We start from the raw sequence: 24,771 nt of genomic DNA on the forward strand, positions 1-24,771 counted from the left end.
CGCAGGGCCCCTGCCCCGGGACACCTGCGCAGGGTCACGCCCGGGAGCGCCTACGCGGGGACAGCCATCCAGCCCGGCAGGCTCTCCGTCCGGGTCACCCACTCCCCCGGTGGCGTGCCCGTCGTCCCGGAGGCCACGACGCCGCCGACGATCGCGCAGGTCGTGTCCATGTCGCCACCCACCTGGGCCGTCGCCCAGAAGGCCGCCTCGTAGTCTCCGAGGCCCCGTGCGGCGGACCACAGCGCGAACGGCACCGTGTCGTGCGCGGTCGTGCGCCGCCCGCATCCCAGTACGGCCGCGACCGTCGCGGTGTCCGCGTAGTCGAGCATGTCCCGGGCCCGGCGGAGGCCCGCTCCCACGGCGCTGCGCGGGACGAGCGCGATGACACCGTCGAGCAGCGCCTCGGGGCTCGGCGGGCCCGCCGGGTCGGCCGCCAGGGCGGCGGCCGCGGCGACGGCCATGGCGCCGACGACGGCCTCGCGGTGCTGGTGGGTGGGGTACGCGGAGATCTCCGCCTGGTGGACCGCCTGCTCCGGGTCGTCCGCGTACCAGGCCCCCAGGGGGGCGATCCGCATGGCCGCGCCGTTGCCCCAGGAGCCCTGGCCCTTGAAGAGCGCGGAGGCCAGCTGCCGCCAGTCGCCGCCTTCGCGGACCTGTCGCAGCAGCCGGTTGACCGCGGGTCCGTAACCGCGGTCGAAGTCGTGGTGCTCGGCGAAGGAGCGGGCGAGGTCGTCCTGGTCGACGCGGCGGTGCCGGGCGAGGACGGCCACCACGGAGGAGGCCATCTCGGTGTCGTCCGTCCACTGCCAGGGGCCGGGCGGCAGGTCACGGCGCTTGAGCAGCGGATAGTGGGCGGGCACGAAGAACTGGGAGCCCAGCGCGTCCCCCACCGCGAGTCCCCGCAGGCTGGCCAGGGCACGGCCCATGCGCGCGTCGGGAGAGGTGTCAGCGGTCATCGCCCTGCCACTCTATCCCGCTGACCCCGTACGGCTCCGGATCGCGCCAGCGTTCGAACGGCCGGTCGAGCGTGTACTTGTCGTCGTCGCCGAGCACGAGCATCCGCATCTCGGCGTTCCCCGGGTTCGAGAGCGCCTCGAACTCGGCGACCGTCCAGTGGAACCACCGCATGCAGAACAGCCGCATGGCCAGCCCGTGCGTCACCAGGAGTACGTTCGGCGGGTGGTCGGGGGCCTCGAAGCTGCGGTACAGGCTCTCCAGGAACCCGCCGACCCGGTCGTACACGTCGGCACCGGACTCGCCCTGGGCGAAGCGGTAGAAGAAGTGCCCGTACGCGTCCCGGTAGGACTTCTGGAGGCGTACGTCGTCGCGGTCCTGCCAGTTGCCCCAGTCCTGCTCGCGCAGCCTGGGCTCCTCGCGCACACGCATCAGCTCAGGGTCGAGGTGGAAGGCACGGAGCGTCTCGTGCGTACGCCGGTACGGGGACACGTACACGCTGACGCGCTCCCGCCCCAGCACCTCGCGCAGCCGTTTTCCGGTCTCCTCGGCCTGCTGCCACCCCTTCTCGGTGAGCGCCAGAGCGTGGTCGGGCTCGCGTTCGTACACGGTGTCGTCCGCGTTGCCCGCTGACTCGCCGTGCCGGACAAGGACGATGCGCCGTGGTCTTACCATGCCACGACCCTAATTCGGGTGACGGCCGATCGAGCACTCGTACGGGCTCCATACGGCGCAGATCACACGTGTCCCCCACATCGGGCACCCGTGGTCACCACGGGTTCAGACCGTCCAGGTGGGCTCCAGTGCGACTATGTCGCCCGCGAGGGCCGCGACGTCGGCCTCCGTCTGGGCACGCAGCGTCAGCCGCTCGACACGCTCGGCGCGGTACTTGCCGTGCTCGGCGGCCGACAGCCACATGGACAGGATCAGGAACTCGTGCCCCGGCGCCTCGCCGAACAGGCCCCGCACCATGCCGGGCGATCCGGCCATCGCCGGGTTCCAGACCTTCTCCTGCATCAGCGCGAAGTGTTCGGCCCGCTCCTCGTGGACACGGCAGTGGGCCACCCTCAGCACATCCGTGTCGGTGAAGCGCGGTTCGAAACCGGTCTTCACATCGAACCGATGATCGAAAAGCTTGACCTGTGCGTCCTTGAAGGTCCCGGACTGAGCGGTGGCGAGCCGGTCGTGCGAGCGCGCCATGAAGGAATCGTAGAAGGCACGGCTCTCCCAGAAGGTGAAGAGGTGCGCCACACCGGGCCGCCCCCGGCTCCAGCCCCCGCCCTGTCCCCGGAATCCCGGCTCGCCCAGAAGCCCCGCCCACTTCCGCTGCCCTCGTTCGAAACCGCGGCGGTCCACCACGGTGCAGCGAATCCACTTGACCAGCACCGCGCCATCGTAAGGCCACGGAGCGTGGCGTCGGTCACGCTCCGGCGGAGTGCACCCGCGCGAGCGCTCCCGCGCACGTGGCACGATGGACAACCGGCCCTGACCGAACACCAGTTGGGACCCCGGGCAGACGAACAACCCACAGCCCACACCGAACAACGAACAACGAACAACGAACAACGGGGAGGGGGAGACTCGGATGAACGGTCTCAACAAGGGGATCCGCAAGGTCGAGCTCGCGGTGAAATGGGACCCCAGTCCCGTCGGTGAGCCCGCGACCGATCTCGACATCATCGCGGCGACCTACACCGCCGACGATCCGTACGGGGCTCCCGTCTACGTGGTGCACTTCGACAGCCGTTCCCCGGACGGCACGATCTACCTGAACCGGGACAGCAAGGACGGCAAGGGCTTCGGCTGGGACGAGGTCATGACGCTGGAACTGGACCGCCTCAACAGCCGCTACACGCGGGTGGTGGCCGGCGTCCTCATCCAGCAGCGCTCCGGCCACAAGGCGTTCGTCGGCGTGCTCAACCCCGGGCTGCGCATGCGGGAGGGGTACACGGTCCTGGCGGAGGACGACTTCGGGGACGTCCTGGGCGCGACGGCCGCGACGGTCGGCGAGTTCGTCCGCGACGACTCCGGGGAGTGGACCTTCCACCCGGGCATCCACGGCTACGACACGGACCCGGCGTCGTTCCCCGCGATCATGGGCCGTCGGCACGACTCCTGAACCGCACGCACCGGGCGGCGACCGGACAGCTCCGGGCTGTCGCCCGCTCCAAGGGGGCCGCCCCTCCGGGCAGGGCCCCACACGCCGAAGGGCGGCGCGACCACAGGTCGCGCCGCCCTTCGGTTCGTGACTGGATCAGCTGCAACCGCTGGTCGAACCGCAGCCCTCGCAGATGTAGCAGGAGCCGGCCCGCTGCATCTTCGTACCGCAGGAGAAGCAGAGCGGGGCGTCCGCCTGGATGCCCAGCTGCATCTCCACCAGTTCGGCACTGGTGTGGGCCTGCCTCGGGGCGGGCGCCGCCACCTCGGCCTCGGCCACCGGAGCGGCGACGGCCTTCAGTTCCTGCGCGCGGGGCGCGGACTGGGCGAGACCCTCGACGTCCATGTCGACGTCCTCGATGGACGCTTCGTAGGAACCCGTCTCCAGGTGACGCTGACGCTCCTCGGCCGAGTGGATGCCGAGCGCGGAACGCGTCTCGAACGGCAGGAAGTCGAGCGCCAGGCGGCGGAAGATGTAGTCGACGATCGACTGCGCCATCCGCACGTCCGGGTCGTCCGTCATACCGGCCGGCTCGAAGCGCATGTTGGTGAACTTCGAGACGTACGTCTCCAGGGGCACGCCGTACTGCAGACCCACGGAGACCGCGATCGAGAAGGCGTCCATCATGCCCGCGAGGGTGGAGCCCTGCTTCGACATCTTCAGGAAGACCTCGCCGAGACCGTCGTCCGGGTAGGAGTTGGCGGTCATGTAGCCCTCGGCGCCGCCGACCGTGAAGGAGGTGGTGATGCCGGGACGGCCCTTGGGGAGGCGCTTGCGGACCGGGCGGTACTCGACGACCTTCTCGACCGCCTCGCGGATGGTCGCCTCGGCCTTGGCGGTGACGGCGTCCGTCGCGGCCTTCTCCTTCTCCTTGGTCTTCGCGGAGAGGGGCTGGCCGACCTTGCAGTTGTCGCGGTAGATGGCGAGCGCCTTGACGCCCATCTTCCAGGCCTCGAAGTAGACCTCTTCGACGTCCTCGACGGTCGCCGTCTCCGGCAGGTTGACCGTCTTGGAGAGCGCGCCGGAGATCCAGGGCTGGATCGCGGCCATCATCCGGACGTGGCCCATCGCGGAGATGGAGCGCTCGCCCATGGCGCAGTCGAAGACCTCGTAGTGCTCGTGCTTGAGGCTCGGGGCGTCGACGACATTGCCGTTCTCGGCGATGTGGGCGACGATCGCCTCGATCTGCTCCTCCTGGTAACCCAGGCGGCGCAGGGCCTGCGGGACGGTGCCGTTCACGATCTGCATCGAGCCGCCGCCGACCAGCTTCTTGAACTTGACCAGCGCGAGGTCGGGCTCCAGGCCGGTGGTGTCGCAGGACATCGCGAGACCGATGGTGCCGGTCGGGGCGATGACCGAGGCCTGCGCGTTGCGGAAGCCGTTCTTCTCACCGAGGTGCAGCACGTCCTGCCAGGCCTCCGTGGCGGCGGCCCAGATCGGCGTGTCCAGGTCGTCCGTGCGGACGGCCACGGCGTTGGCGTCGGAGTGCTGCTTCATGACGCGCTGGTGCGGCTGCGCGTTGCGGGCGTAGCCGTCGTACGGGCCGACGACCGCGGCGAGCTCGGCGGAGCGGCGGTACGAGGTGCCGGTCATCAGCGAGGTGATCGCGCCGGCGAGGGCACGGCCGCCGTCGGAGTCGTACGCGTGACCGGTCGCCATCAGCAGGGCGCCGAGGTTGGCGTAGCCGATGCCCAGCTGACGGAAGGCGCGGGTGTTCTCGCCGATCTTCTGGGTCGGGAAGTCCGCGAAGCAGATGGAGATGTCCATCGCGGTGATGACCAGCTCGACGACCTTGGCGAAGCGCTCGACCTCGAAGGACTGGTGGCCCTTGCCGTCGTCCTTCAGGAACTTCATCAGGTTCAGCGAGGCGAGGTTGCAGGACGTGTTGTCCAGGTGCATGTACTCGCTGCAGGGGTTCGAGCCGTTGATGCGGCCGGACTCCGGGCAGGTGTGCCACTGGTTGATCGTGTCGTCGTACTGGATGCCCGGGTCGGCGCAGGCCCAGGCCGCCTCGGCCATCTTGCGGAAGAGCGACTTGGCGTCGACCTCCTCGATGACCTCGCCGGTCATGCGCGAGGTGAGGCCGAACATGCCGCCGGCCTCGACGGCCTTCATGAACGTGTCGTTCACGCGGACCGAGTTGTTGGCGTTCTGGTACTGGACGGACGTGATGTCGTCGCCGCCCAGGTCCATGTCGAAGCCCGCGTCGCGCAGGGCGCGGATCTTCTCCTCCTCCTTCACCTTGGTCTCGATGAAGTCCTCGATGTCGGGGTGGTCGACGTCCAGGATGACCATCTTGGCCGCGCGACGGGTGGCGCCGCCCGACTTGATCGTTCCTGCGGAGGCGTCGGCGCCGCGCATGAAGGAGACGGGACCGGAGGCGTTGCCGCCCGAGGAGAGGAGCTCCTTGGAGGAGCGGATACGGGAGAGGTTCAGGCCGGCGCCGGAGCCGCCCTTGAAGATCATGCCCTCTTCCTTGTACCAGTCGAGGATCGACTCCATGGAGTCGTCGACGGACAGGATGAAGCAGGCGGAGACCTGCTGGGGCTGCGGCGTCCCGACGTTGAACCAGACGGGGCTGTTGAAGCTGAAGATCTGGTGCAGGAGCGCGTAGGCCAGCTCGTGCTCGAAGATCTCGGCGTCCGCGGGCGAGGAGAAGTACTTGTACTCCTCGCCGGCCTTCCGGTACGTCTTCACGATGCGGTCGATGAGCTGCTTGAGGCTCACCTCGCGCTGCGGGGTGCCCACAGCTCCGCGGAAGTACTTGCTGGTGACGATGTTGACCGCGTTCACCGACCAGAAGCCGGGGAACTCGACGCCACGCTGCTCGAAGTTGACCGAGCCGTCGCGCCAGTTGGTCATGACGACGTCACGGCGTTCCCACTCCACCTCGTCGTACGGGTGCACGCCGGGGGTGGTGTGGATGCGCTCGATACGCAGTCCCTTGCTGGCCTTGGTGCCCTTGGCGCGGGAACCTCGTGCCGGACCACTCGCCGTCTCTGTCATGCCGCCTCCCTGTATCAGGCTAAAACGCCCTGAAGTGCCACGTTCTTCCCATGGCACGTTGTGTGTCTGATGCCGCGCAGGCCGTCGCTACGGCCCTGCGCAGCAGGTCTGTGGTCGCCGCCGAGCGGCAGGGCCGGCCGGCCCTGCCGTCAGTCGGCGGCGGTGGCGGGCACGGGGACCTGGACGGTCCCTCCGGACCCGCGGTCGTTCCCGGGGCGCTCCGCTTCCGCGTCCGCGGCGCCCGCGCCTCCCCCGTCCGCGGCCTCGCCGCGCGCGGGGCACTGCCCCGTCTCCCTGAGTTCCACGATGGCGGCCTCGAAGTCCTCGAGCGAGTCGAACGCCCGATAGACGGACGCGAACCGCAGATAGGCGACGAGGTCGAGTTCCTGCAACGGACCGAGTATGGCCAGCCCCACGTCGTGGGTGGTCAGTTCGGCGCTTCCGGTGGCCCGCACGGCCTCCTCGACCCGCTGGCCGAGCTGGGCGAGCGCGTCCTCGGTGACCGGCCGCCCCTGGCACGCCTTGCGCACGCCGTTGATGACCTTGGTGCGGCTGAAGGGCTCGGTGACGCCGGAGCGCTTCACCACCATCAGCGAGCACGTCTCCACGGTCGTGAAACGACGGGAGCAGTCGGGGCACTGGCGGCGCCTGCGGATCGACGTCCCGTCATCGGTCGTACGACTGTCGACGACGCGGCTGTCGGGGTGCCTGCAGAAGGGGCAGTGCATGGCTCCAACCCTCCTTCACAGCACGACTCATAGACCTCGCGAGACCTCACGGGCCTCTCGAAGCAGCCCCAAGCATAGGCGATGGCCGGGGGCCCGAAGACCCGGGGGACCACAACTTCTGGGCTACTCCGGCAATCCAACCACTAGATGTGGGGATCGACCCGTAAATTCGCCCAGGGCGCGCGTGTCGCGCACGTATAGGCATGTGCCGCACGGGCCTGCCGATCCCGGACACGCGGGGATACCGTGGTCACCGCGTGGGCGCCATGCGGTTCAGCGCGCGGACGGGGGGTCGGTACCGGGCGGCGGGGGTGCCGGATGGCAGACTGGGCCGCGGCCCACCTCGGTCGGCGCGGCCATCGCCTCGGCGGTGAAGAGTACAGCAATGAGCCCTTTTGTCCGACGGGCGCGGCATCAGCCATACACCCAGCCTCATGATCACGCGGGGCAATCCGCGTTTTTTCACTCGAACGTGTGTTTGGCGCAACCTTTCGAAAGCAACTACCGTTGTCCAGCAGGGAGACCATCGAGAGGGGCCGACGTGACCACCACCGCAGACAGCGCCACCATCACTGCCCAGGACCGCTCCCAGGGCCGACTCGAGCCGGTGCATGCGATGAACGAAGCCACGAACCATGAGGGGCCCAAGCGCTCCCTGCCGGGCCGACCTCCAGGCATCCGCGCGGACAGCTCGGGACTCACCGACAGGCAACGCCGGGTGATCGAGGTCATCAGGGACTCCGTGCAACGGCGCGGCTACCCGCCGTCGATGCGGGAGATCGGACAGGCGGTAGGCCTCTCCAGCACCTCGTCGGTCGCCCACCAGCTGATGGCACTGGAGCGCAAGGGCTTCCTGCGCCGCGACCCGCACCGCCCGCGCGCGTACGAGGTCAGGGGCTCCGACCAGTCCTCGGCCCAGCCCACGGACACGGCGGGCAAGCCGGCCGCGTCGTACGTGCCGCTCGTCGGCCGCATCGCCGCCGGTGGCCCGATCCTCGCCGAGGAGTCCGTGGAGGACGTCTTCCCGCTCCCCCGGCAGCTGGTGGGTGACGGTGAGCTGTTCGTCCTCAAGGTCGTCGGTGACTCGATGATCGAGGCCGCCATCTGTGACGGGGACTGGGTGACGGTCCGCCGCCAGCCCGTCGCGGAGAACGGCGACATCGTCGCCGCGATGCTGGACGGCGAGGCGACCGTGAAGCGGTTCAAGCGCGAGGACGGCCATGTCTGGCTGCTCCCGCACAACGCGGCCTACCAGCCGATCCCCGGTGACGAGGCGACCATCCTGGGCAAGGTGGTGGCCGTACTGCGGCGCGTGTGAACGCGCGCGCAGGGCGGCCACGCCCCGCCCGCCCCTGACCGGGCCCCGGAACCAACTGCGCCGGTTCCGGGGCCCTGCCCGTCCTGCCTCCCGCGGTCGATCCGGTCCGGCACCGTCCGCGGCGCGGGCCTCCGGCGGTGGATCCGACCCCGGCACCGTCCGCGTCCGTGGCGTCCCGGGGGTACGTCCCGGCCAGCACCGACCGCAGCGCGGGCGCTTGCCCAGGTGTCCCGGTCCGACGCCACCTGCCGGACCAGGTTCTCCGTGGCCGGTCCGGCCCAGCACCGTCCACTCCTCAGGTGCCCGGGAGTGGTTCCGCCCGACACCATGTACGGGCGGTAGGGAGTCGATCCGGTCGGACGTCGCCCGGTCCAAGGCCATCTGGCGGATCGAGAGGTCCGTGGCCGATCCGGTCGGACGCCGGCCGCCGCGCAGGCGCTCAGCCGTCTCTCCTGGTCCGGCACCACCGGCGGGGCCAAGCGGTCCGTGGTCCGGCCGGTTCGGGGCCGTCTGCCGTGCAAGCCCCCGGCGGTCGCGGCGTCCGGCCGCACCGGGGGCCCGCGAACCGCCCCCGGGTCGCTACGCCTCCGTCGCTTCCTCCGGCTCCTGGTCGACCGGCGCGTCCTCCGTCTTCCGTGCCGCCGCGTCGATCGCCGCGAGCGACCTCCGGACCTGGTTGCGGTCCGTCGTGTACCAGAAGTCGGGCAGCGAGGCCTTGAGATAGCTGCCGTAGCGGGCCGTGGCCAGGCGCTGGTCGAGCACCGCCACGACACCACGGTCCCCCGTGGCGCGTACGAGACGGCCGGCGCCCTGCGCCATGAGCAGCGCCGCGTGGGTGGCGGCGACGGCCATGAAGCCGTTGCCGCCGTTGTCCTCGACGGCCTTCTGGCGGGCGCTCATCAGCGGGTCGTCGGGACGCGGGAACGGGATCTTGTCCATGACGACCAGCTGACAGCTGGGGCCGGGCACGTCCACGCCCTGCCAGAGCGAGAGCGTGCCGAACAGACAGGTCCTCGGGTCGGCCGCGAAGTTCTTGATCAGCTCGCCGAGCGTCTCCTCGCCCTGCAGCAGGATGGGGTACTCGGGGATGCGCGTACGCAGCTCCTCGGCGGCGAGCTGGGCGGCCCGCATCGAGGAGAACAGGCCCAGCGTGCGGCCCCCGGCGGACTGGATCAGCTCGGTGAGCTCGTCCAGCATGTCCCCCCGGTCGCCGTCCCGCGCGGGGCGCGCCAGGTGCTTGGCCACGTACAGGATGCCCTGGCGGGGGTAGTCGAAGGGCGAGCCGACGTCGACGCCCTTCCACTGCGGGAGGTCGTCCCCCTCGGTTCCCTCCGGGGCGAGTCCGAGGGACGCCCCCACTCCGTTGAAGTCGCCGCCGAGCTTCAGGGTGGCCGAGGTCAGGACGACCGACCGGTCCGCGAAGAGCTTCTCCCTGAGGAGGCCGGACACCGACATGGGGGCCACCCGCAGGGACGCGCCGAAACGGTCGTGGCGCTCGTACCAGACGACGTCCCACTCGGAACCGTTGGTGATCCGCTCCGCCACGTCGTGGACCGACTCCACCGCGGCGAGGGCCTGCTTGCGGACGGCGTCCTCGTCCTGGACGGACTTGTCACGGGTGGAACCGATCGCCGAGATCACCGTGCGCGCCGCGTCGCGCAGTGCCATCAGCGCGTATCCGAGGTCCTCCGGGATCTCCTCCAGCCGCCCGGGAAGCGCCAGCTCCATCAGCCGCTCGAAGCCCTCGGCGGCGGTCTGCAGCTGATCGGCCGCCTTCTCGTTGACGAGTTTCGCGGCGCGCCGGACGGCACGGTTGACCTGGCCGGGGGTGAGCTCGCCGGTCGCGACGCCGGTGACCCGGGAGACCAGCTCATGGGCCTCGTCGACGATCAGCACCTCGTGCTGCGGGAGGACCGGCGCGCCCTCGATGGCGTCGATCGCGAGCAGCGCGTGGTTGGTGACGACGACCTCGGCGAGCTTGGCGCGCTCACGGGCCATCTCCGCGAAGCACTCCGCCCCGTAGGCGCACTTGCTCGCGCCCAAGCACTCCCGGGACGACACCGACACCTGGCTCCAGGCGCGGTCGGAGACGCCGGGCGTGAGGTCGTCACGGTCACCGGTCTCGGTCTCGTCCGACCAGTCCCGCAGGCGCAGCAGGTCCTGGCCCAGCTTGCTGGTGGGGGCGGCGGCCTCGAACTGGTCGAAGAGGCCCTCTTCCTCCTCCTGCGGCACACCCTCGTGGAGCCGGTGCAGGCACAGATAGTTCGACCGCCCCTTGAGCATGGCGAACTCGGGGCGGCGGCGCAGCAGCGGATGCAGCGCGTCGACGGTCCGCGGAAGATCGCGCTCCACCAGCTGCCGCTGGAGCGCCAGGGTGGCGGTCGCCACGACGACACGCTCCCCGTGGGCGAGCGCGGGCACCAGGTAGCCGAGCGACTTTCCGGTGCCGGTGCCCGCCTGCACCAGCAGGTGGGAGCTGTCGTCGATGGCACCCGCGACGGCTTCGGCCATGGTCACCTGGCCAGGGCGCTCCGTGCCGCCGACGGCGGTGACGGCGGCGTGCAGGAGTTCGGGGAGTGAGGGCTCTGTCATAGCGCTGCCAGCCTACGGGGCTCCACCGACAACCGGGCGATCACGGCCCGGCGCGCGGGCCCGGTCCGGACGGTCACGGGCCGGTTCCGGGGGACGGACGCGGTGCGGGTGATCACGAGGCGTGGAGGGGGTTCGGGACGGTGCCGTGCACGGCGGCGTGCGGGCGCTCGGGGCGGTCGCGGTAACCGTCGAGATGCAGCCGGTTGCGGTTCAGGCACAGCCGCTCGATCCGCGGGGTGAGCAGGTCGAACGTCTCGTGACGCTCCTTGAGCTCCGGGAAACGGGTCTGGTGGCGGAGGACCTCGGCCCGGACGAGCGACCAGAACTCGGCCTCGGGAACCCCCAGTTGCTCCTCGCAGAGCGGCGCCAGGTAGCGGAAGACCCCTACGAAGAGCCCGGAGTGGATGAACTGGGTCAGGAAGGCGGGCGGCTCGGTGAGGAGCACCTCGCGCACCTCGTCCGGCATGGCGGAGTGCTCGGGCAGCGGTTCCTCGCTCACGTTGACGTCGTCGACGAAGTCCTTCACCGCGAGTCGGACCGGGATGTCACGGTCGTCGAAGACCACGATCGCGTTCTCCCCGTGGGGGCTGAAGACCGTGCCGTACCGGTAGAGGAAGTGCAGGAGCGGGGGCAGGAGCGCGGCGAAGAGCCGGCGCAGCCAGGCCCGGGGTGCGAGGCCCGAGCGGGCGACGAGTTCCGCCGTGAAGGCCCGGCCCTGCGGGTCGGTGTGCAGGAGTGCGGCGAGCGTGCGGGCACGCTCGCCGGGGGCGAGGTGGCGCGAGACCGGCTCGCGCCAGATCGCGCCGAGCAGCTCCCGGTACTGGTAAGGCACTTCGGGCAGTCCGTCGTACACGGGGTGGTGGACCGTGACCGAGGCGACCTCGCCGAGCAGGATCACCCCGCAGGTGTCGCGCAGGAACGGGTCGGAGTCCCGCAGCGTCCGCATCCAGTCGGTGACGGCGGGGGCGGCGAGCGTGCGTTCCGTGGGGAGGCCCCGCCACACCAGGGTGTTGAGGACGGACAGCGGAAGCTTCACCGTGTACCGGTCCGGGCGGGAGACGTTGAGGAAGGTACGGATGGACTGCTGGGGCAGCCGCAGATCGCCGTCGGAGGGCAGGGGGACGATCGTCCCGGCGGCGACGTGCGAGGCGAACAGCGGCAGGACGACGTCGTCCCACTGCCACGGGTGCACGGGCAGGTAGAGGTACGCCTGCGGTGCGAGCCCGCGGGCACGGAGGATCTCGCCGAAGGCCTCGCGGGTGGCGGGGGCCAGCTCGCGCGCGTAGAGCTGTTCGGCGGTGTCGAGGCCGCCGACGCCCCGGTAGGTGGCCAGCGTCGTGTGCACCGCGATCCAGGGGAGAGGGGTGGCCCGGCGGGCCTCGGGCGCCCAGGCGGCGGCGTCCCGCGCGGAGAAGCCCAGACGCCCCTTGTTGAGCACGATCCAGGGATGGCCCGTCTGGTGGCCCTCCAGCTCGGCGTACCCGAGGTCGGCTAATTCGGCGGCCGTACGGGCGTCACGGTCGAGGCGTACGTCCGCGGCGAGCGTCGTGCTCAGCTCGCGCAGGGCATGCCCCAGCGTCGCGCCGTCGAGCTCCAGCGTGCCGCGGGCCCGGGTGAGGAAGCCCAGCGGATCGGTGAAGGGAGAGGGCTCCTTCCCCTTCTCCGTGAGGGTGAGCGAGGCGGGGTCGACGCGCCAGCTGTCGTAGGAGAGACGGCGGGCGCGGAAGGAGAGGCTGTCGCCGGCGTCGAGCCGCAGGGTGTACGGACGGAGGGCGTCGGTGGGTGGACCGCCGGGGTGCGTGCCTGCGCTGAGCGTGCCGTCGGGATCCGTGCCGTCGGGAACCGCGCCGTCACCGCGGGGAGGTTCGCCGTGCGGGACTCCCCGCTCCGGGGGCCGCGGGGGTTCCTGCTCCGGGGGCCGCGGGGGTTCCTGCTCCGAAGGCCGCGGGGGTTCCTGCTCCGGCCGGACGATCTCCTCGTGCGCGAACTCCCCGATCATCTTCGCGAGCAGTCGGCGGCCGGCCCGCTCCCATCGGTCCTCGCGCAGCTCGGGCGGGTCGTACAGCACGGACAGTTCTGCGGAGGCCGGGCTTGCGGGCGGATTCGGCACGGGGACTCCTCGACGGGGAACCGGGACGGAACGGGTGCTGTGCGGAGAGTGACGGATCTACAGGAGGTCGCGCAGGGCCCGGTCGCGCACCATGAGGGCTGCCCGTTTGCCGGGCAGTTCGACCTCGGCGGAGAACCGGAAGCCCCCGCTCAGGAAGGCGGAGACGGAGGGGATGTTGCGCAGGTCGGGTTCGGCCACGACCCGTGCGCAGGCCGGACGTCTGTCCAGGACGAGATCGGCGACGGTTCTCAGCAGGGCCGAGCCGAGACCGTGTCCGCGGTGGGCGACGCCTCCGATGAGCAGATGGACTCCGGTGTCGTGCGGGCGGGCCGGGTAGTGGCGGGCGAGCTGGTCGAGGTCCGCGCGGTAGATCTCCCAGTAGCTCATCGGGGTGCCCTCCAGCAGCCCGAGGCAGGGCACGCTGCGTCCGTCGCCGTCGGTCTGCCGCCTCAGGTGCTCCTCCGTGACCGACTCGGCTCCGGCCAGTTCCCAGAAGGCGGCGACGGCGGGGTCGTTCATCCACCGGGTGACGAGGGGGAGGTCGCGTTCCAGCCGCACCGGGACCAGCTGGAAGGTGCCCACGGGCGTGTCGGTCGGCCCCCACTCGGCGACGCCGTCCAGCAGGTCGCCTCCGGCCGTGCCCACCGGACCGACCGACCCGACCGACCCGACCGACCCGACGGGGCCGGCAGACCCGACCGCTCCGGCCACCCGCGTCGCCCCCGCCGCGCCAGTCGACCCGCTCGCCCCCGTCCGCCCGGCGGACCCCGTCGGCTCGGCGGACCCCGTCGGTCCGTCCGGCCCACCGGGGCCGGACGGTTCGGGGGCGCCGCCGAGCAGGGCCATCAGCTCCTCGGGCAGGCGCAGTTCGAGCGTGTCATCGCTGTCCGTGCCCGGGCCGGGACAGGGGTCCGCGCCGGGATCGGTCTCGGGGGCGGTACCGGCGTCGGTGCTCGCATCGGTGGGAGGCACGGCGACGCTCCTCTCAGGAGACGGGATGGGTCGGGTCCTTCACGAAAGAAGGGGGTTGGCGACGGTGACGTAGACGGACTGGGTGTCGACGGGACCGACGAGTTCGTCGAGGCCGTGCAGTCGGGTGAGCAGGTTGGCCTTGCACCGCAGCACGGGCGAGTCGAGCAGCCGGGAGGGCAGGGGCGTGTCCAGGCGTCCCGGGCGCGCGGCCGCCGTGACGAGGAAGCGGCGGAACGCGGCGAGCAACAGCCGTTCGTCGGCGAGGCGTTGGGAGCCGAACGCGCCGATGAGACCGAACACGTTGTTGATGGCGAGGTAGTAGGCGAAGCGTTCGTCGGTGACCTCGTCGCCGACGAAGGTGTCACTGCGCACGCCGATGCCGGGGAGCCTGGCGTCGAGTTCGGCGCGCCGTGACGCGCGGAAGTAGTAGCCCTGGTTGTCGCGGTAGCGTCCGCCGACGGGCCAGCCGTCCCGGTCGAGCAGGACCAGGGTGTTCTGCTGGTGGGCCTCCAGCGCGATCCCGGCCTCGCCGTCCAGCCAGAGCACGGGGCGGACGACCTGTTCCAGGTAGCGCAGGAACCACTCGGTGGCGACGGCCCCACGGGGGCGGCCCGCGCGTCCCGCGAGCCGGGTGACGATCTCGGCGAGCCGGGACCGCATGACGGGCGGCTGCCCGGCGGAGGCGGGGGCGCCGGACCTCAAGTACGGGCGCGGCGAGACGAGTCCGGCGACGCAGGCGACGTCGTCCGTGGCGCCGAAGGGGTTGTGACGGATCATCACGTCGAGTCCGGTCAGGGGGGTGCCGTCGGGGGTGTCGACGGCGAGCCAGGCCGGGTCACGGACGATGTCGAAGCCCGGATGCGCGGCCTGCCACTGCTTGGACAGTCCGCCGCGCAGCAGGCGGTGGACCTCCACACCCCGGTGGAGCTCCTTGCGGAGGTTCTCCCGGCGGGAGTTGGTGATGCGCAGGCCCAGCGACAGCTTCAGCATGGCGGGGACGCCGGTGCGGTAGAGGGTGCGCACGGAGGACGTGGGGTGCCAGGGGGCGCCGTGCGGGCCGAGGTCCCGGAGCAGTCCGGTGTCGAGCAGGGCGGCGGTCGCGGGGCGGTGCCGGACCTCGCTCGTCTGCCAGGGATGCAGGGGCAGGGCGGCGTACCCGTCGGGCAGCGGCAGGCCGCTTCCGGCCAGCCGCTCGGTGAGCTGCGCCGCGGAGACGGGACGGCCGCGCTCCGTCCACGCCGAGTCGGACGCGAGCAGCGAGGGAGCGACCGCCATCCAGTGCAGCGGGAACGCCCCGCGCAACTCGGGCGAGTAGAGCGGCGTCTCGGCCTCGGAGAGCTCCTCCCGGCTCTTCGGCGTGGGGTGCAGCGGGTGTCCCAGCAGGAGTGCCTGCTCGGCCGCGAGAAAGAGGTCGGGGGTGTCGGCGGGCCGCTCTCGGCGGTCGCTGATGAACACCGCGGTCCGGCGTACGGAGTCGGCGACGCGTCCGACCAGGTCCGATCCGTCACCGACCAGGTCCGTAACGGGGGCGGCGGCGGTACGGGACGGGGGCGCCGCGGCTCCCTCCGGTGCCGGGTCGGGCATCGGCGTCGTGCCGGTGTCCGACGCCGTCTGGCGCGCGAGCAGCGCCGCCACGGTGACGGCGTCGGCGGGCGGTGCCCCGTCGGGCGCGTCGGCGAGATACGGGAGCCCGAAGCGGTGCCAGCCGGTCGGGGACCAGTACTGGACCGGGACCAGGAGCGAGGTGCCGCTGGCCGGGAGGGCGACGCGCAGGGTGCCGTCGTCGGGCGCGGCGAGGTCGTTCTCCCGTACCCAGCAGCGCAGCAGGTTCTCGACCGCCGCCGCCTGGGCCGCGACGTGGGCGGCGGGGTGGTCCAGCAGGTCGGTGGTGGCGCCGCGCAGCCGTTCGGCCTCCGCGGCTCCGCCCTTCTGCCGGGGAACCGATTCGGCGTCCGTGGCGAACGGGGCGTGCATGCCTGGTTCCGCTCGGTCGGGGGTGGCGAAACGGCCGTCGGGTGCGGGGGTGGGGTTCAAGAGGGTTCCTCGGGGGGTCGTTCGGGCTCGTGCGGCCACGGGCCGGGGTGGGGCGGTACGGGGAGCGCGGATTTCCCGGCGCTCCCGGCTGGTCGGGGTGGGGGCGACCCGAGCTGTGGGGGACGTCGGGGCGGGGCCGGGGGTGCGGGGCTGAGGGTCCGCCGGGCCGGCCGGTGCGCCCCCGGCACCGTCTCCGGCCTCACCGTCGCCCAGGAGGCCGGCACCGCGCCGCCGGCCCGCGGGACCGGCGCCGCCCTCGGGGCCTCAGCCCGATCCCCCGCGCGCCACCGAGCCCATCGCGTCCGCCAGCCGGTCGAGTACCGCGGCCGTCTGTTCGTCGGTGATCGTCAGGGGTGGCAGAAGCCGCACGACGGCGCCGTGCCGGCCGCCGAGCTCTACGATCAGGCCGCGGCGCAGGCAGGCGCGCTGCACGGCGGCCGCCAGTTCCGGAGCTGCGGCCCGGGGTCCGTCGGCGGTGGCGCCCGACGGCCTCTCGGGGTCCACCAGTTCGACGCCGATCATCAGACCCCGGCCGCGTACGTCACCGATGAAGTCGAACTCCCGGGCGAGGGAGCGGAGTTCGGTGATCATGCGGGTGCCCAGGCGCGCGGCGCGCTCCGCGAGCCGGTTCTCGCGGACGTACGCGAGGGTCGCCGCGCCCGCGGCCATGGCGAGCTGGTTGCCCCGGAAGGTGCCGGCGTGGGCGCCCGGCTGCCAGACGTCGAGGTCGTCGCGGTAGACGACGACCGCCAGCGGGAGGCTGCCGCCGATGGCCTTGGACAGCACCATCACGTCCGGGGTGATCCCGCTGTGCTCCACCGCCCAGAAGGTGCCGGTACGGCCCACCCCCGTCTGGACCTCGTCCGCGATCAGCGGGATGGACCGGGCCGCCGTGATCTCCCGCATCCGCCGCATCCAGGCGTCCGGCGCGGGAATCACCCCGCCCTCGCCCTGGACGGGTTCGAGGATCATCCCGGCGGGCAGCGGCACCCCGGACTTGGTGTCGTCGAGCACCGACTCCGTCCAGCGCGCGGACAGTTCGGCGCCCCGCTCGCCGCCCTCGCCGAAGGGGCAGCGGTAGTCCTGGGGGTACGGAAGCCGGGCGACCCTGACCTCGCCCGCGCCGCCCGACGCAGCGAGCGCTCCCGCCGTCATCCCGTGGTAGGCGCCGGTGAACGCGAGCAGCCCGGTGCGTCCGGTGGCCGCGCGCACCAGTTTGAACGCGGCCTCGACGGCGTCGGTCCCGGCCGGTCCGCAGAACTGCACCCGCGCCCGGGCGGCGAACTCCGGTGGCAGGGTGCGGAACAGTTCGGTGGTGAAGGCGTCCTTGACGGGGGTCGCGAGGTCGAGGACGTGCAGCGGTGCCCCGGAGTCGAGGACTTTTCTGATCGCCTCCAGGACCACCGGGTGGTTATGGCCGAGGGCCAGGGTCCCCGCGCCGGAGAGACAGTCCAGGTAGCGGCGGCCGTCCGCGCCCTCGATGGTCAGCCCTCGTGCCCGTACGGGAACGATCGGCAGGGCGCGCGCGTAGGTGCGAGCCGCCGACTCACGCGCGGACTGGCGCCGCAGAATCCCCTCGTGCGCCGCGCGCGCCCCCTCGGAGGCACCCGGCGAACCCTCCCGTGTCTCCTCGGGCTCGCGCCCCGCCGGCACCACCGCAGACTCGGTCACCGCCACGACTTCAGGTCCTCCCGCTGTGCAGAGGCGAGTTGGGCGGGAGGCACTGAACGCACGGTGCAGGCCCCCCGTACATACCAACGACGGGACAGGCGTGGGGAAGCGGGTGATCCCGAAGATCCTTGCCGTGACGGAACCGTTGCCGTCCCGTGGGAAGTCCCCCACAGCGAGCGCATAGTGTGTGGTGCCGTTCAGCGATGTCGAACGGTCGCCGGTCCCGGCCGGCCGGCCGCCGCCCGGGGTCCCGTGCCAGGGGTTCCGGTTCGGCGGATCCCGACCAAGTCTCTTACGCCCAGGGGGAGTCACACCATGCGATCCATACGCCCGCCCTTCACCGCCCGACGGGGGAGGAGCGCGCGCCGCACGACCTCCCCCGTCCTGGCCGCGGTCGGCCTGGCCGCGACCCTGGCGCTGACCGCCACCGCCTGCGGTTCGGGCGACAGCACGGCGAGCGACCGGCCCGCCACGCCCGCGTCGCAGAACGGCGACGACAAGATCAAGATCCCGGACGACATCAAGAACAAGCTCAAAGAGCACGGGATCGACATCGACAAGTGGAAGAACGGCGCCTGGAAGAACTGGGACAGGGACGACTGGCTGCGCGAGGCCAACGACTTCGTCAACCCCATCATCAAGGGGCTGTGGAACCCGGACCGGATGCGCGACGCCGACGATCCGGACAAGAACAAGGGCGTCGACGAGAACGACCTCTCCGGTGACCAGGGGGTCACCGACCCCACCCCGGCCCCGGTCGAGGCGAAGGCCGTGCGTCCCGCGTACCACGACAGCGTTCCCGTGGCGGGGAAGGTGTTCTTCGACTCCCCCGAGGGCACCATGGTCTGCTCGGCGACCGTGGTCGAGGACCCGGCGCATCCGGGCAAGTCGAACCTCGTGTGGACGGCGGGCCACTGCGTGCACGCCGGCAAGAAGGGCGGCTGGTACCGCAACATCGCCTTCGTGCCCTCGTACAACAGCGCCGGGAAGACCTCCGCCGAGCTGCAGAACGCCGACCGGACGGAGGTCGCTCCGTACGGTGTCTGGTGGAGCGACTGGGCGCAGACCTCGGACCAGTGGATCGAGCACGGCGGGCCGACGGGCGGTCAGGGCGCGCCGTACGACTACGCGGTGCTGCACGTGACGCCCGAGAAGGGCGGCGACGGCACGTCCCTGGAGGAGACGGTCGGTGCCGCGCTCCCGGTGGACTTCGACGCTCCGGCCGTGCCGAAGGTCGCCGGCATCACGGCGACGGGCTATCCGGCGGCGGCACCGTACGACGGCCAGAAGATGTACCAGTGCACGGACCGGCCGGGACGGCTCTCGGTCGCCCAGGCGGACCCGACGATGTACCGCATCGGGTGCACCATGACCGGTGGCTCCTCGGGCGGCGGCTGGGTGGCGGCCGGCTCGGACGGCAAGCCCGCGCTGGTGTCCAACACCTCGATCGGCCCGGTCAGCGCGGGCTGGCTGGCCGGCCCGCACCTGGGCGACGTGGCCAAGGGTGTGTACGACTCGGTGAGCAAGAAGTTCGCGGGGCGGTAGCGCGACGGGCGTGAGCGGGCCGCGCGGCGGCCCGCGGGAACCGCTCGCGGCCGAACCGGAGGCCGGACGTACGGAGGCCCGCCTCCTGTGTGCGGGGGCGGGCCTTCGTACGTGCGGGGACGGGAACCCTTCGGTCGGGCACCCGCCGGTCGGGAACCGGGTCTACAGCGCGGGCGCCGGGACGTACGGCGCGAGATCCGCCGCCAGTTCCTCGTGGACCCGTACCTTGAGCAGCGTGCCCTCCGGGGTGTGCTCCTCGGAGATCACCTCGCCCTCGGAGTGGGCGCGCGCGACGAGCCTGCCGTGCGTGTACGGCACGAGCGCCTCGATCTCGACCGAGGGACGCGGCAGCTCGTTGTCGATGAGCGCGAGCAGCTCGTCGATGTTCAGGCCGGTGCGGGCCGAAACCGCGATGGAGCGCGGTTCGATCCGCATGAGCCGCTGGAGGACCAGCGGGTCGGCCGCGTCCGCCTTGTTGATCACCACGACCTCGGGGACGCCCGTGGCGCCGACGTCACGGATGACCTCGCGCACGGCGGCCAGCTGCTCCTCCGGCGCCGGGTGCGATCCGTCGACCACGTGCAGGATCAGGTCGGAGTCGCCGACCTCCTCCATCGTGGAGCGGAACGCCTCGACCAGGTGGTGCGGCAGGTGCCGTACGAAGCCGACGGTGTCCGCGAGCGTGTAGATCCGCCCGCTGGGCGTCTCGGCGCGGCGCACGGTCGGGTCCAGGGTGGCGAACAGTTCGTTCTGCACCAGGACGCCCGCGCCGGTCAGCCGGTTGAGCAGGGAGGACTTGCCGGCGTTGGTGTAACCGGCGATGGCGACCGAAGGCACCTTGTTCCGGCGTCGCTCCTGGCGCTTGATCTCGCGGCCGGTCTTCATCTCCGCGATCTCCCGGCGCATCTTCGCCATCTTCTCGCGGATACGGCGCCGGTCCGTCTCGATCTTGGTCTCACCGGGACCTCGGGTGGCGAGGCCGCCGCCCTTGCCGCCGCCCATCTGACGGGACAGCGACTGGCCCCAGCCGCGCAGCCTCGGCAGCATGTACTGCATCTGCGCGAGCGCGACCTGCGCCTTGCCCTCTCGGGACTTGGCGTGCTGGGCGAAGATGTCGAGGATCAGGGCCGTACGGTCGATGACCTTGACCTTGACGACGTCCTCGAGGTGGATCAGCTGGCCGGGGCTCAGCTCACCGTCGCAGATCACGGTGTCGGCGCCGGACTCCAGGACGATGTCCCGCAGCTCGTTGGCCTTGCCGGATCCGATGTAGGTGGCCGCGTCGGGCTTGTCGCGGCGCTGGACGACACCGTCGAGCACGAGCGCGCCCGCGGTCTCCGCCAGGGCGGCCAGCTCGGCGAGCGAGTTGTCCGCGTCCTGGATGGTTCCCGAGGTCCAGACACCGACGAGTACGACGCGCTCCAGGCGGAGCTGGCGGTACTCGACCTCGGTGACGTCCTCGAGCTCGGTGGAGAGGCCGGCGACGCGGCGCAGGGCCGCCCGCTCGGAGCGGTCGAACTGGTCGCCGTCCCGCTCTCCGTCGATCTCGTGGCTCCAGGCGACGTCCTCTTCCATCAGGGCATCGGCCCGAAGACCTTCGGGGTAGTTCTGCGCGAGGCTCTGCGCGTCCTGGGAAGGGGAAGAAGAGGAGGTCATTGGATCCTTACGTCGATGGGAGCACCGGTGCGTCGGTGGCGACGCCCGCTCGGCGACGGACCGCGCCCGTCTGTGGGAACAACGTCCGGGGCCACCGGGAGATTCCCGGACCGCGCCGGACCGGCCCTCCGCGGGGCCGCGCCGCCGACCTGGAGATGGTCGCACGGCACGGCCCGTCTCGTCATGCGAGTTACCGGGCGCCCTTGTGGGCCTTCGGGGCGTCGCTCCGCCAGTCCGGGTGTCCCGGCATCGGTGGTGTCCGCTGCCCGTACAGCCACGCCCGGAAGAACCCGCTCAGATCGCGGTTGGCGATGCTGGAGGCGAGCCGCTCGAAGTCCGCGGTCGAGGCCGTGCCGTCGCGGTGGAGGGCCACCCAGGTCCTCTCCAGGCGGTCGAAGGCGGGCTGTCCGATCTCCTGGCGCAGCGCGTACAGGGCGAGCGCGGCGCCGTCGTAGACGTTCGGCCGGAAGAGGCTGATCTTCTGGCCGGGCTTCGGGCCCTTCGGTGCGGCGGGCGGCCCGCCGGCGGCCCGCCAGGCGTCGGACGCGCGGTAGGCCGCCTTCATCCGGGCCGCCATGGGCTTCTTGCCCTTCTCCTGCGCGTACAAGGCCTCGTACCAGGTGGCGTGTCCCTCGTTGAGCCACACGTCGGACCAGTCACGCGGAGTGACGCTGTCGCCGAACCACTGGTGCGACAGCTCGTGCACCATGATCGACTCGACGTACCACTTGGGGTAGGCGGGCTGGGTGAAGAGCTCCCGCTCGAAGAGGGAGAGCGTCTGCGTCTCGAGCTCGAAGCCGGTGCGCGCCTGCGCCATCAGCAGACCGTACGTCTCGAAGGGGTACGGGCCGACCTTGCTCTCCATCCAGGCGATCTGCTCCGGGGTCTTCTTCAGCCACGGTTCGAGCCGCGCGCGGTCCTTGGTGGGCACCACGTCGCGCACCGGCAGCCCGTGCGGCCCGGCGCGGTGCAGGACCGTAGAGCGGCCGATGGAGACCTGGGTCAGTTCGGTGGCCATGGGGTGCTGCGAGCGGTAGGTCCAGGTGGTCGCCCCGGGGGTACGGACCGTCCCGGCCGGCAGTCCGTTGGCCACCGCCGTGTACCCGTCGGGCGCGGTGACGTGGATGGTGAACATGGCCTTGTCGGAGGGGTGGTCGTTGCACGGGAAGACGAGGTGGCCCGCGTCGGCCTGGTTGGCCATGGCGAGGCCGTCCTTGGTCTGCACCCAGCCGCCGTCCTGGCCGCCGCGGACTCTGGGGTCGCTCCGGTGCCGCACGGTGATCCGCATCCAGCCGCCCGCGGGCACGGGCTGCTCCGGGGTCACCACCAGATCGTCCCCGGCGCTCGTGAACGCCGCGGGTGATCCGTTGACCTCGACCGATCCCACGGTGCCGCGCGCGTAGTCGAGATTGACGCGGGCCAGGCGTTGCGAGGTCACGGCGTCGATCGTGGTGACGGCCGCCAGCGGTTCGGTGTTCTTGCCGGTGTACGTGAAGGAGAGGTCGTACGACTTGACGTCGTAGCCCGGGTTGCCCAGGTGGGGGAAGAGGCGGTCGCCGATGCCCAGGGGTGTCGCCGGGGACGGGGCGCTCGCGGCGACGAGGCAGACGGAGACGGCGGAGGCGAGCAGCGCCGCCCGGACGCGGCGGCTCCGGGTGCCGGGGAGCGCGGTGCCGGCGGCGGTGGGGTCGGGGGGTGTGGCACCGGGCGCGCCGGGCGTGCTGGGGCGGTCGGTCCTGGGGCGGGGGGTGAGCAGCATGGACCACCGCTACCAGCGGTGGTTCCTCGCGTGTGGGCGGCGCGCTCCGGGCCCACCCGAACGTGTGCTACTGCGCGGCGGCCGCGGCGTGCTGCGCCCTGCTCACGTCGTACACGCCCGGCACGTTCCGCATCGCCCGCATCAGCCCGGGGAGGTGGGCCGCGTCCGGGAGTTGGAGGGTGTAGGTGTGCCGTACGCGCTGCTGGCTGGGGGGTTCGACAGTCGCGGAGACGATCGCGGCGCCCTCCAGGGCGATGGCTTCGGTGAGGTCGGCGAGGAGATGGGGGCGGCCGAAGGACTCGGCGACCAGGGTGACGCGGCACTCGGTGGACTCGCCCCAGCTCACCTCGACCTCCGCCCGCCCCGCGCCCTTCATGCGCGCCACTCCGGCGCACTCGACACGGTGCACGGTCACCACTCCCCCGCGCACCGCGAAGCCGGTCACGCGGTCGGGCGGGACGGGCGTGCAGCATCCGGCGAGACGTACGGAGGCACCTTGTTGTTCGACGACGGCGTTGGCGGCGGCGGGGCGGGCCGCGGGTGCGTCGGCGGGTGGTCTGGGGGCCGCGGCGGGCGCCTCGGGGGGCCCGGTGTCGCGGGGCGAGGGGTGCGCGGCCAGCCAGCGCTGGATGGCGATCCGGGCGGCCGGGGTGTGGGCGTGCTCCAGCCACTCCCTGGAGGGTTCGGAGGCCGGGTCCTGGCCCATGAGGAGCTGGACGGTGTCGCCGTCCTTCAGCACCGTGCTCAGCGTCGCGAGGCGCCCGTTGACCCGGGCGCCGATGCACGCGTGCGCGTCGTCGCCGTACTGCGCGTACGCGGCGTCCACGCAGCTGGCGCCCTCGGGCAGCCCCAACGAGCCGCCGTCGGCCCGGAAGACGGTGATCTCACGGTCCTGGGCGAGGTCCTCGCGCAAGGTGGACCAGAACGTGTCCGGGTCCGGCGCGCCCTGCTGCCAGTCGAGGAGCCGGGAGAGCCAGCCGGGGCGGGTGGGGTCGACCCGCTCGCCGTCCGCCGCCCGCTCGCCGTCCCCGTCCGGCTGCTCCTCGGCCGGAGCGGTGTAGGGGTTGCCGAGGGCGATGACGCCGGCCTCGGCGACCTTGTGCATCTGGTGGGTGCGGATGAGGACTTCGGCCACCTGGCCGTCGCCGCTCGCGACGGCCGTGTGCAGCGACTGGTACAGGTTGAACTTGGGGACCGCGATGAAGTCCTTGAATTCCGACACCACGGGCGTGAGACAGGTGTGGAGTTCGCCGAGGACGCCGTAGCAGTCGGCGTCCTCGTTGACGAGGACCAGGAGCCGTCCGAAGTCCGCTCCGCGCATGGGCCCGCGTTTGCGCGACACCCGGTGCACCGAGACGAAGTGGCGTGGCCTGATGAGGACTTCGGCCTGGATGCCGGCCTCGCGCAGGACGCCGCGCACCTCTTCGGCGATCTCGGCGAGCGGGTCGCCGGCGCGCGAGGCGTTCTCGACGATCAGTTCCCTGGTGTGCTCGTACTCCTCGGGGTGCAGGATCGCGAAGACGAGGTCCTCCAGCTCGGTCTTCAGCGCCTGGACGCCGAGGCGTTCGGCGAGCGGGATCAGGACGTCCCGGGTCACCTTGGCGATCCGGGCCTGTTTCTCGGGGCGCATCACGCCGAGGGTCCGCATGTTGTGCAGCCGGTCGGCGAGTTTGATCGACATCACGCGGACGTCGTTGCCGGTCGCGACGAGCATCTTGCGGAAGGTCTCGGGTTCGGCGGCGGCCCCGTAGTCGACCTTCTCCAGTTTGGTGACGCCGTCGACGAGATAGCAGACCTCGTCGCCGAACTCGGCACGCACCTGATCGAGTGTCACTTCCGTGTCCTCGACGGTGTCGTGGAGCAGGGAGGCGGTCAACGTCGTGGTCTCCGCGCCGAGTTCGGCGAGGATCAGGGTCACCGCGAGCGGGTGCGTGATGTACGGCTCTCCGCTCTTGCGCATCTGGCCGCGGTGCGAGGACTCCGCCAGCAGCCAGGCCCGGCGCAGGGGTTCCAGGTCCGCGTCCGGGTGGTGGGCGCGGTGCGCCTCGGCGACGTGGCCGATCGCGTCGGGCAGCCGGTCACGGGCGGTCGGGCCGAGCAGCGCGGCCCGGCCGAGGCGGCGCAGATCGATCCGCGGGCGGCCCTTCCTGCGCGCAGGCGATCCCCCCTGCTCCAGCGGAACCGAGCGCTGGGGGGAGGGCGTTGCAGGGCCTGGCGTCGCGGGATTCGTCGCCTCCGCACTCATGGGCACCTCCGGCTGCGTAGACC

16 protein-coding genes are annotated in these 24,771 nt (G+C 71.8%); 3 read left to right on the forward strand and 13 right to left on the reverse strand.

Translation table 11 applies throughout. The annotated features are described in order from the left end of the window. Positions 1-50: 50 nt before the first annotated feature. The 3 genes from OG776_RS13585 to OG776_RS13595 form a co-directional block, all read right to left on the reverse strand. Entirely contained in the window at positions 51-956 is a 906-nt protein-coding gene (locus tag OG776_RS13585; RefSeq protein WP_329320847.1) for an ADP-ribosylglycohydrolase family protein, read from the reverse strand. Beyond that, complete coding sequence (locus tag OG776_RS13590) at positions 946-1,629, reverse strand: histidine phosphatase family protein (protein WP_148010839.1); 684 nt, start codon at positions 1,627-1,629, stop codon at positions 946-948. The genes OG776_RS13585 and OG776_RS13590 overlap by 11 nt, the downstream gene beginning before the upstream one ends. Before the next feature lie 105 nt (positions 1,630-1,734). Then, positions 1,735-2,340 (reverse strand): YdbC family protein, encoded by a 606-nt coding sequence (locus OG776_RS13595; protein ID WP_329320849.1) that lies wholly within the window; start codon positions 2,338-2,340, stop codon positions 1,735-1,737. A 199-nt stretch (positions 2,341-2,539) separates the two neighbouring features. On the opposite strand from OG776_RS13595, the gene OG776_RS13600 reads away from it, so the two are divergent. Continuing rightward, the gene (locus OG776_RS13600) at positions 2,540-3,073 is read left to right on the forward strand and encodes a TerD family protein (RefSeq protein WP_148010838.1); all 534 of its coding nucleotides are present in this window, start codon (positions 2,540-2,542) and stop codon (positions 3,071-3,073) included. Positions 3,074-3,208: 135 nt separating this feature from the next. Here OG776_RS13600 and OG776_RS13605 read toward each other — a convergent pair whose 3' ends face one another. Together OG776_RS13605 and nrdR are read right to left on the reverse strand one after the other, a co-directional pair. Then, complete coding sequence (locus tag OG776_RS13605) at positions 3,209-6,118, reverse strand: vitamin B12-dependent ribonucleotide reductase (RefSeq protein WP_148010837.1); 2,910 nt, start codon at positions 6,116-6,118, stop codon at positions 3,209-3,211. A 149-nt stretch (positions 6,119-6,267) separates the two neighbouring features. Further along, the gene (nrdR, locus tag OG776_RS13610; RefSeq protein WP_148010836.1) at positions 6,268-6,846 is read right to left on the reverse strand and encodes a transcriptional regulator NrdR; all 579 of its coding nucleotides are present in this window, start codon (positions 6,844-6,846) and stop codon (positions 6,268-6,270) included. 541 nt (positions 6,847-7,387) lie between these two features. Between nrdR and lexA the strand changes: the two genes are divergently transcribed. After that, positions 7,388-8,164: a transcriptional repressor LexA gene (lexA, locus tag OG776_RS13615; protein WP_054229877.1), complete on the forward strand. Its 777-nt coding sequence runs from the start codon at positions 7,388-7,390 to the stop codon at positions 8,162-8,164. 579 nt (positions 8,165-8,743) lie between these two features. Here lexA and OG776_RS13620 read toward each other — a convergent pair. The 5 genes from OG776_RS13620 to OG776_RS13640 form a co-directional block, all read right to left on the reverse strand. Next, the gene (locus tag OG776_RS13620) at positions 8,744-10,756 is read right to left on the reverse strand and encodes an ATP-dependent DNA helicase (RefSeq protein ID WP_148010835.1); all 2,013 of its coding nucleotides are present in this window, start codon (positions 10,754-10,756) and stop codon (positions 8,744-8,746) included. A 112-nt stretch (positions 10,757-10,868) separates the two neighbouring features. Beyond that, a complete protein-coding gene (locus tag OG776_RS13625) occupies positions 10,869-12,866 on the reverse strand; it encodes an IucA/IucC family protein (protein ID WP_329320853.1) in 1,998 nt (665 codons plus the stop codon). A gap of 57 nt (positions 12,867-12,923) precedes the next feature. Further along, positions 12,924-13,838, reverse strand: a complete 915-nt coding sequence (locus OG776_RS13630) for a GNAT family N-acetyltransferase (RefSeq protein WP_329320855.1) — start codon at positions 13,836-13,838, stop codon at positions 12,924-12,926. 39 nt (positions 13,839-13,877) lie between these two features. Then, on the reverse strand, positions 13,878-15,872 hold the full coding sequence (locus tag OG776_RS13635) for an IucA/IucC family protein (RefSeq protein WP_443077266.1): 1,995 nt from the start codon (positions 15,870-15,872) through the stop codon (positions 13,878-13,880). A gap of 264 nt (positions 15,873-16,136) precedes the next feature. Then, positions 16,137-17,549 carry a diaminobutyrate--2-oxoglutarate transaminase family protein gene (locus OG776_RS13640; protein WP_148010832.1) on the reverse strand — a complete coding sequence of 471 codons (1,413 nt, stop codon included), beginning with the start codon at positions 17,547-17,549 and terminating at the stop codon, positions 16,137-16,139. Positions 17,550-17,858: 309 nt separating this feature from the next. On the opposite strand from OG776_RS13640, the gene OG776_RS13645 reads away from it, so the two are divergent. Then, the gene (locus tag OG776_RS13645; RefSeq protein WP_148010831.1) at positions 17,859-19,088 is read left to right on the forward strand and encodes a trypsin-like serine peptidase; all 1,230 of its coding nucleotides are present in this window, start codon (positions 17,859-17,861) and stop codon (positions 19,086-19,088) included. Between the two features lie 162 nt (positions 19,089-19,250). Here the strand turns inward: OG776_RS13645 and hflX are convergent, their stop codons facing one another. From hflX to OG776_RS13660, 3 genes are all read right to left on the reverse strand, one after another. Further along, complete coding sequence (gene hflX / locus OG776_RS13650; protein ID WP_148010830.1) at positions 19,251-20,744, reverse strand: GTPase HflX; 1,494 nt, start codon at positions 20,742-20,744, stop codon at positions 19,251-19,253. A gap of 190 nt (positions 20,745-20,934) precedes the next feature. Continuing rightward, a complete protein-coding gene (locus OG776_RS13655) occupies positions 20,935-22,503 on the reverse strand; it encodes a M1 family metallopeptidase (protein ID WP_329320858.1) in 1,569 nt (522 codons plus the stop codon). Positions 22,504-22,570: 67 nt separating this feature from the next. After that, positions 22,571-24,748, reverse strand: coding sequence for a RelA/SpoT family protein (locus OG776_RS13660; RefSeq protein WP_329320860.1), 2,178 nt, complete (start codon positions 24,746-24,748; stop codon positions 22,571-22,573). Positions 24,749-24,771 lie beyond the last annotated feature (23 nt).

Source organism: Streptomyces sp. NBC_01689 (genome assembly GCF_036250675.1).
Taxonomy (GTDB): domain Bacteria; phylum Actinomycetota; class Actinomycetes; order Streptomycetales; family Streptomycetaceae; genus Streptomyces.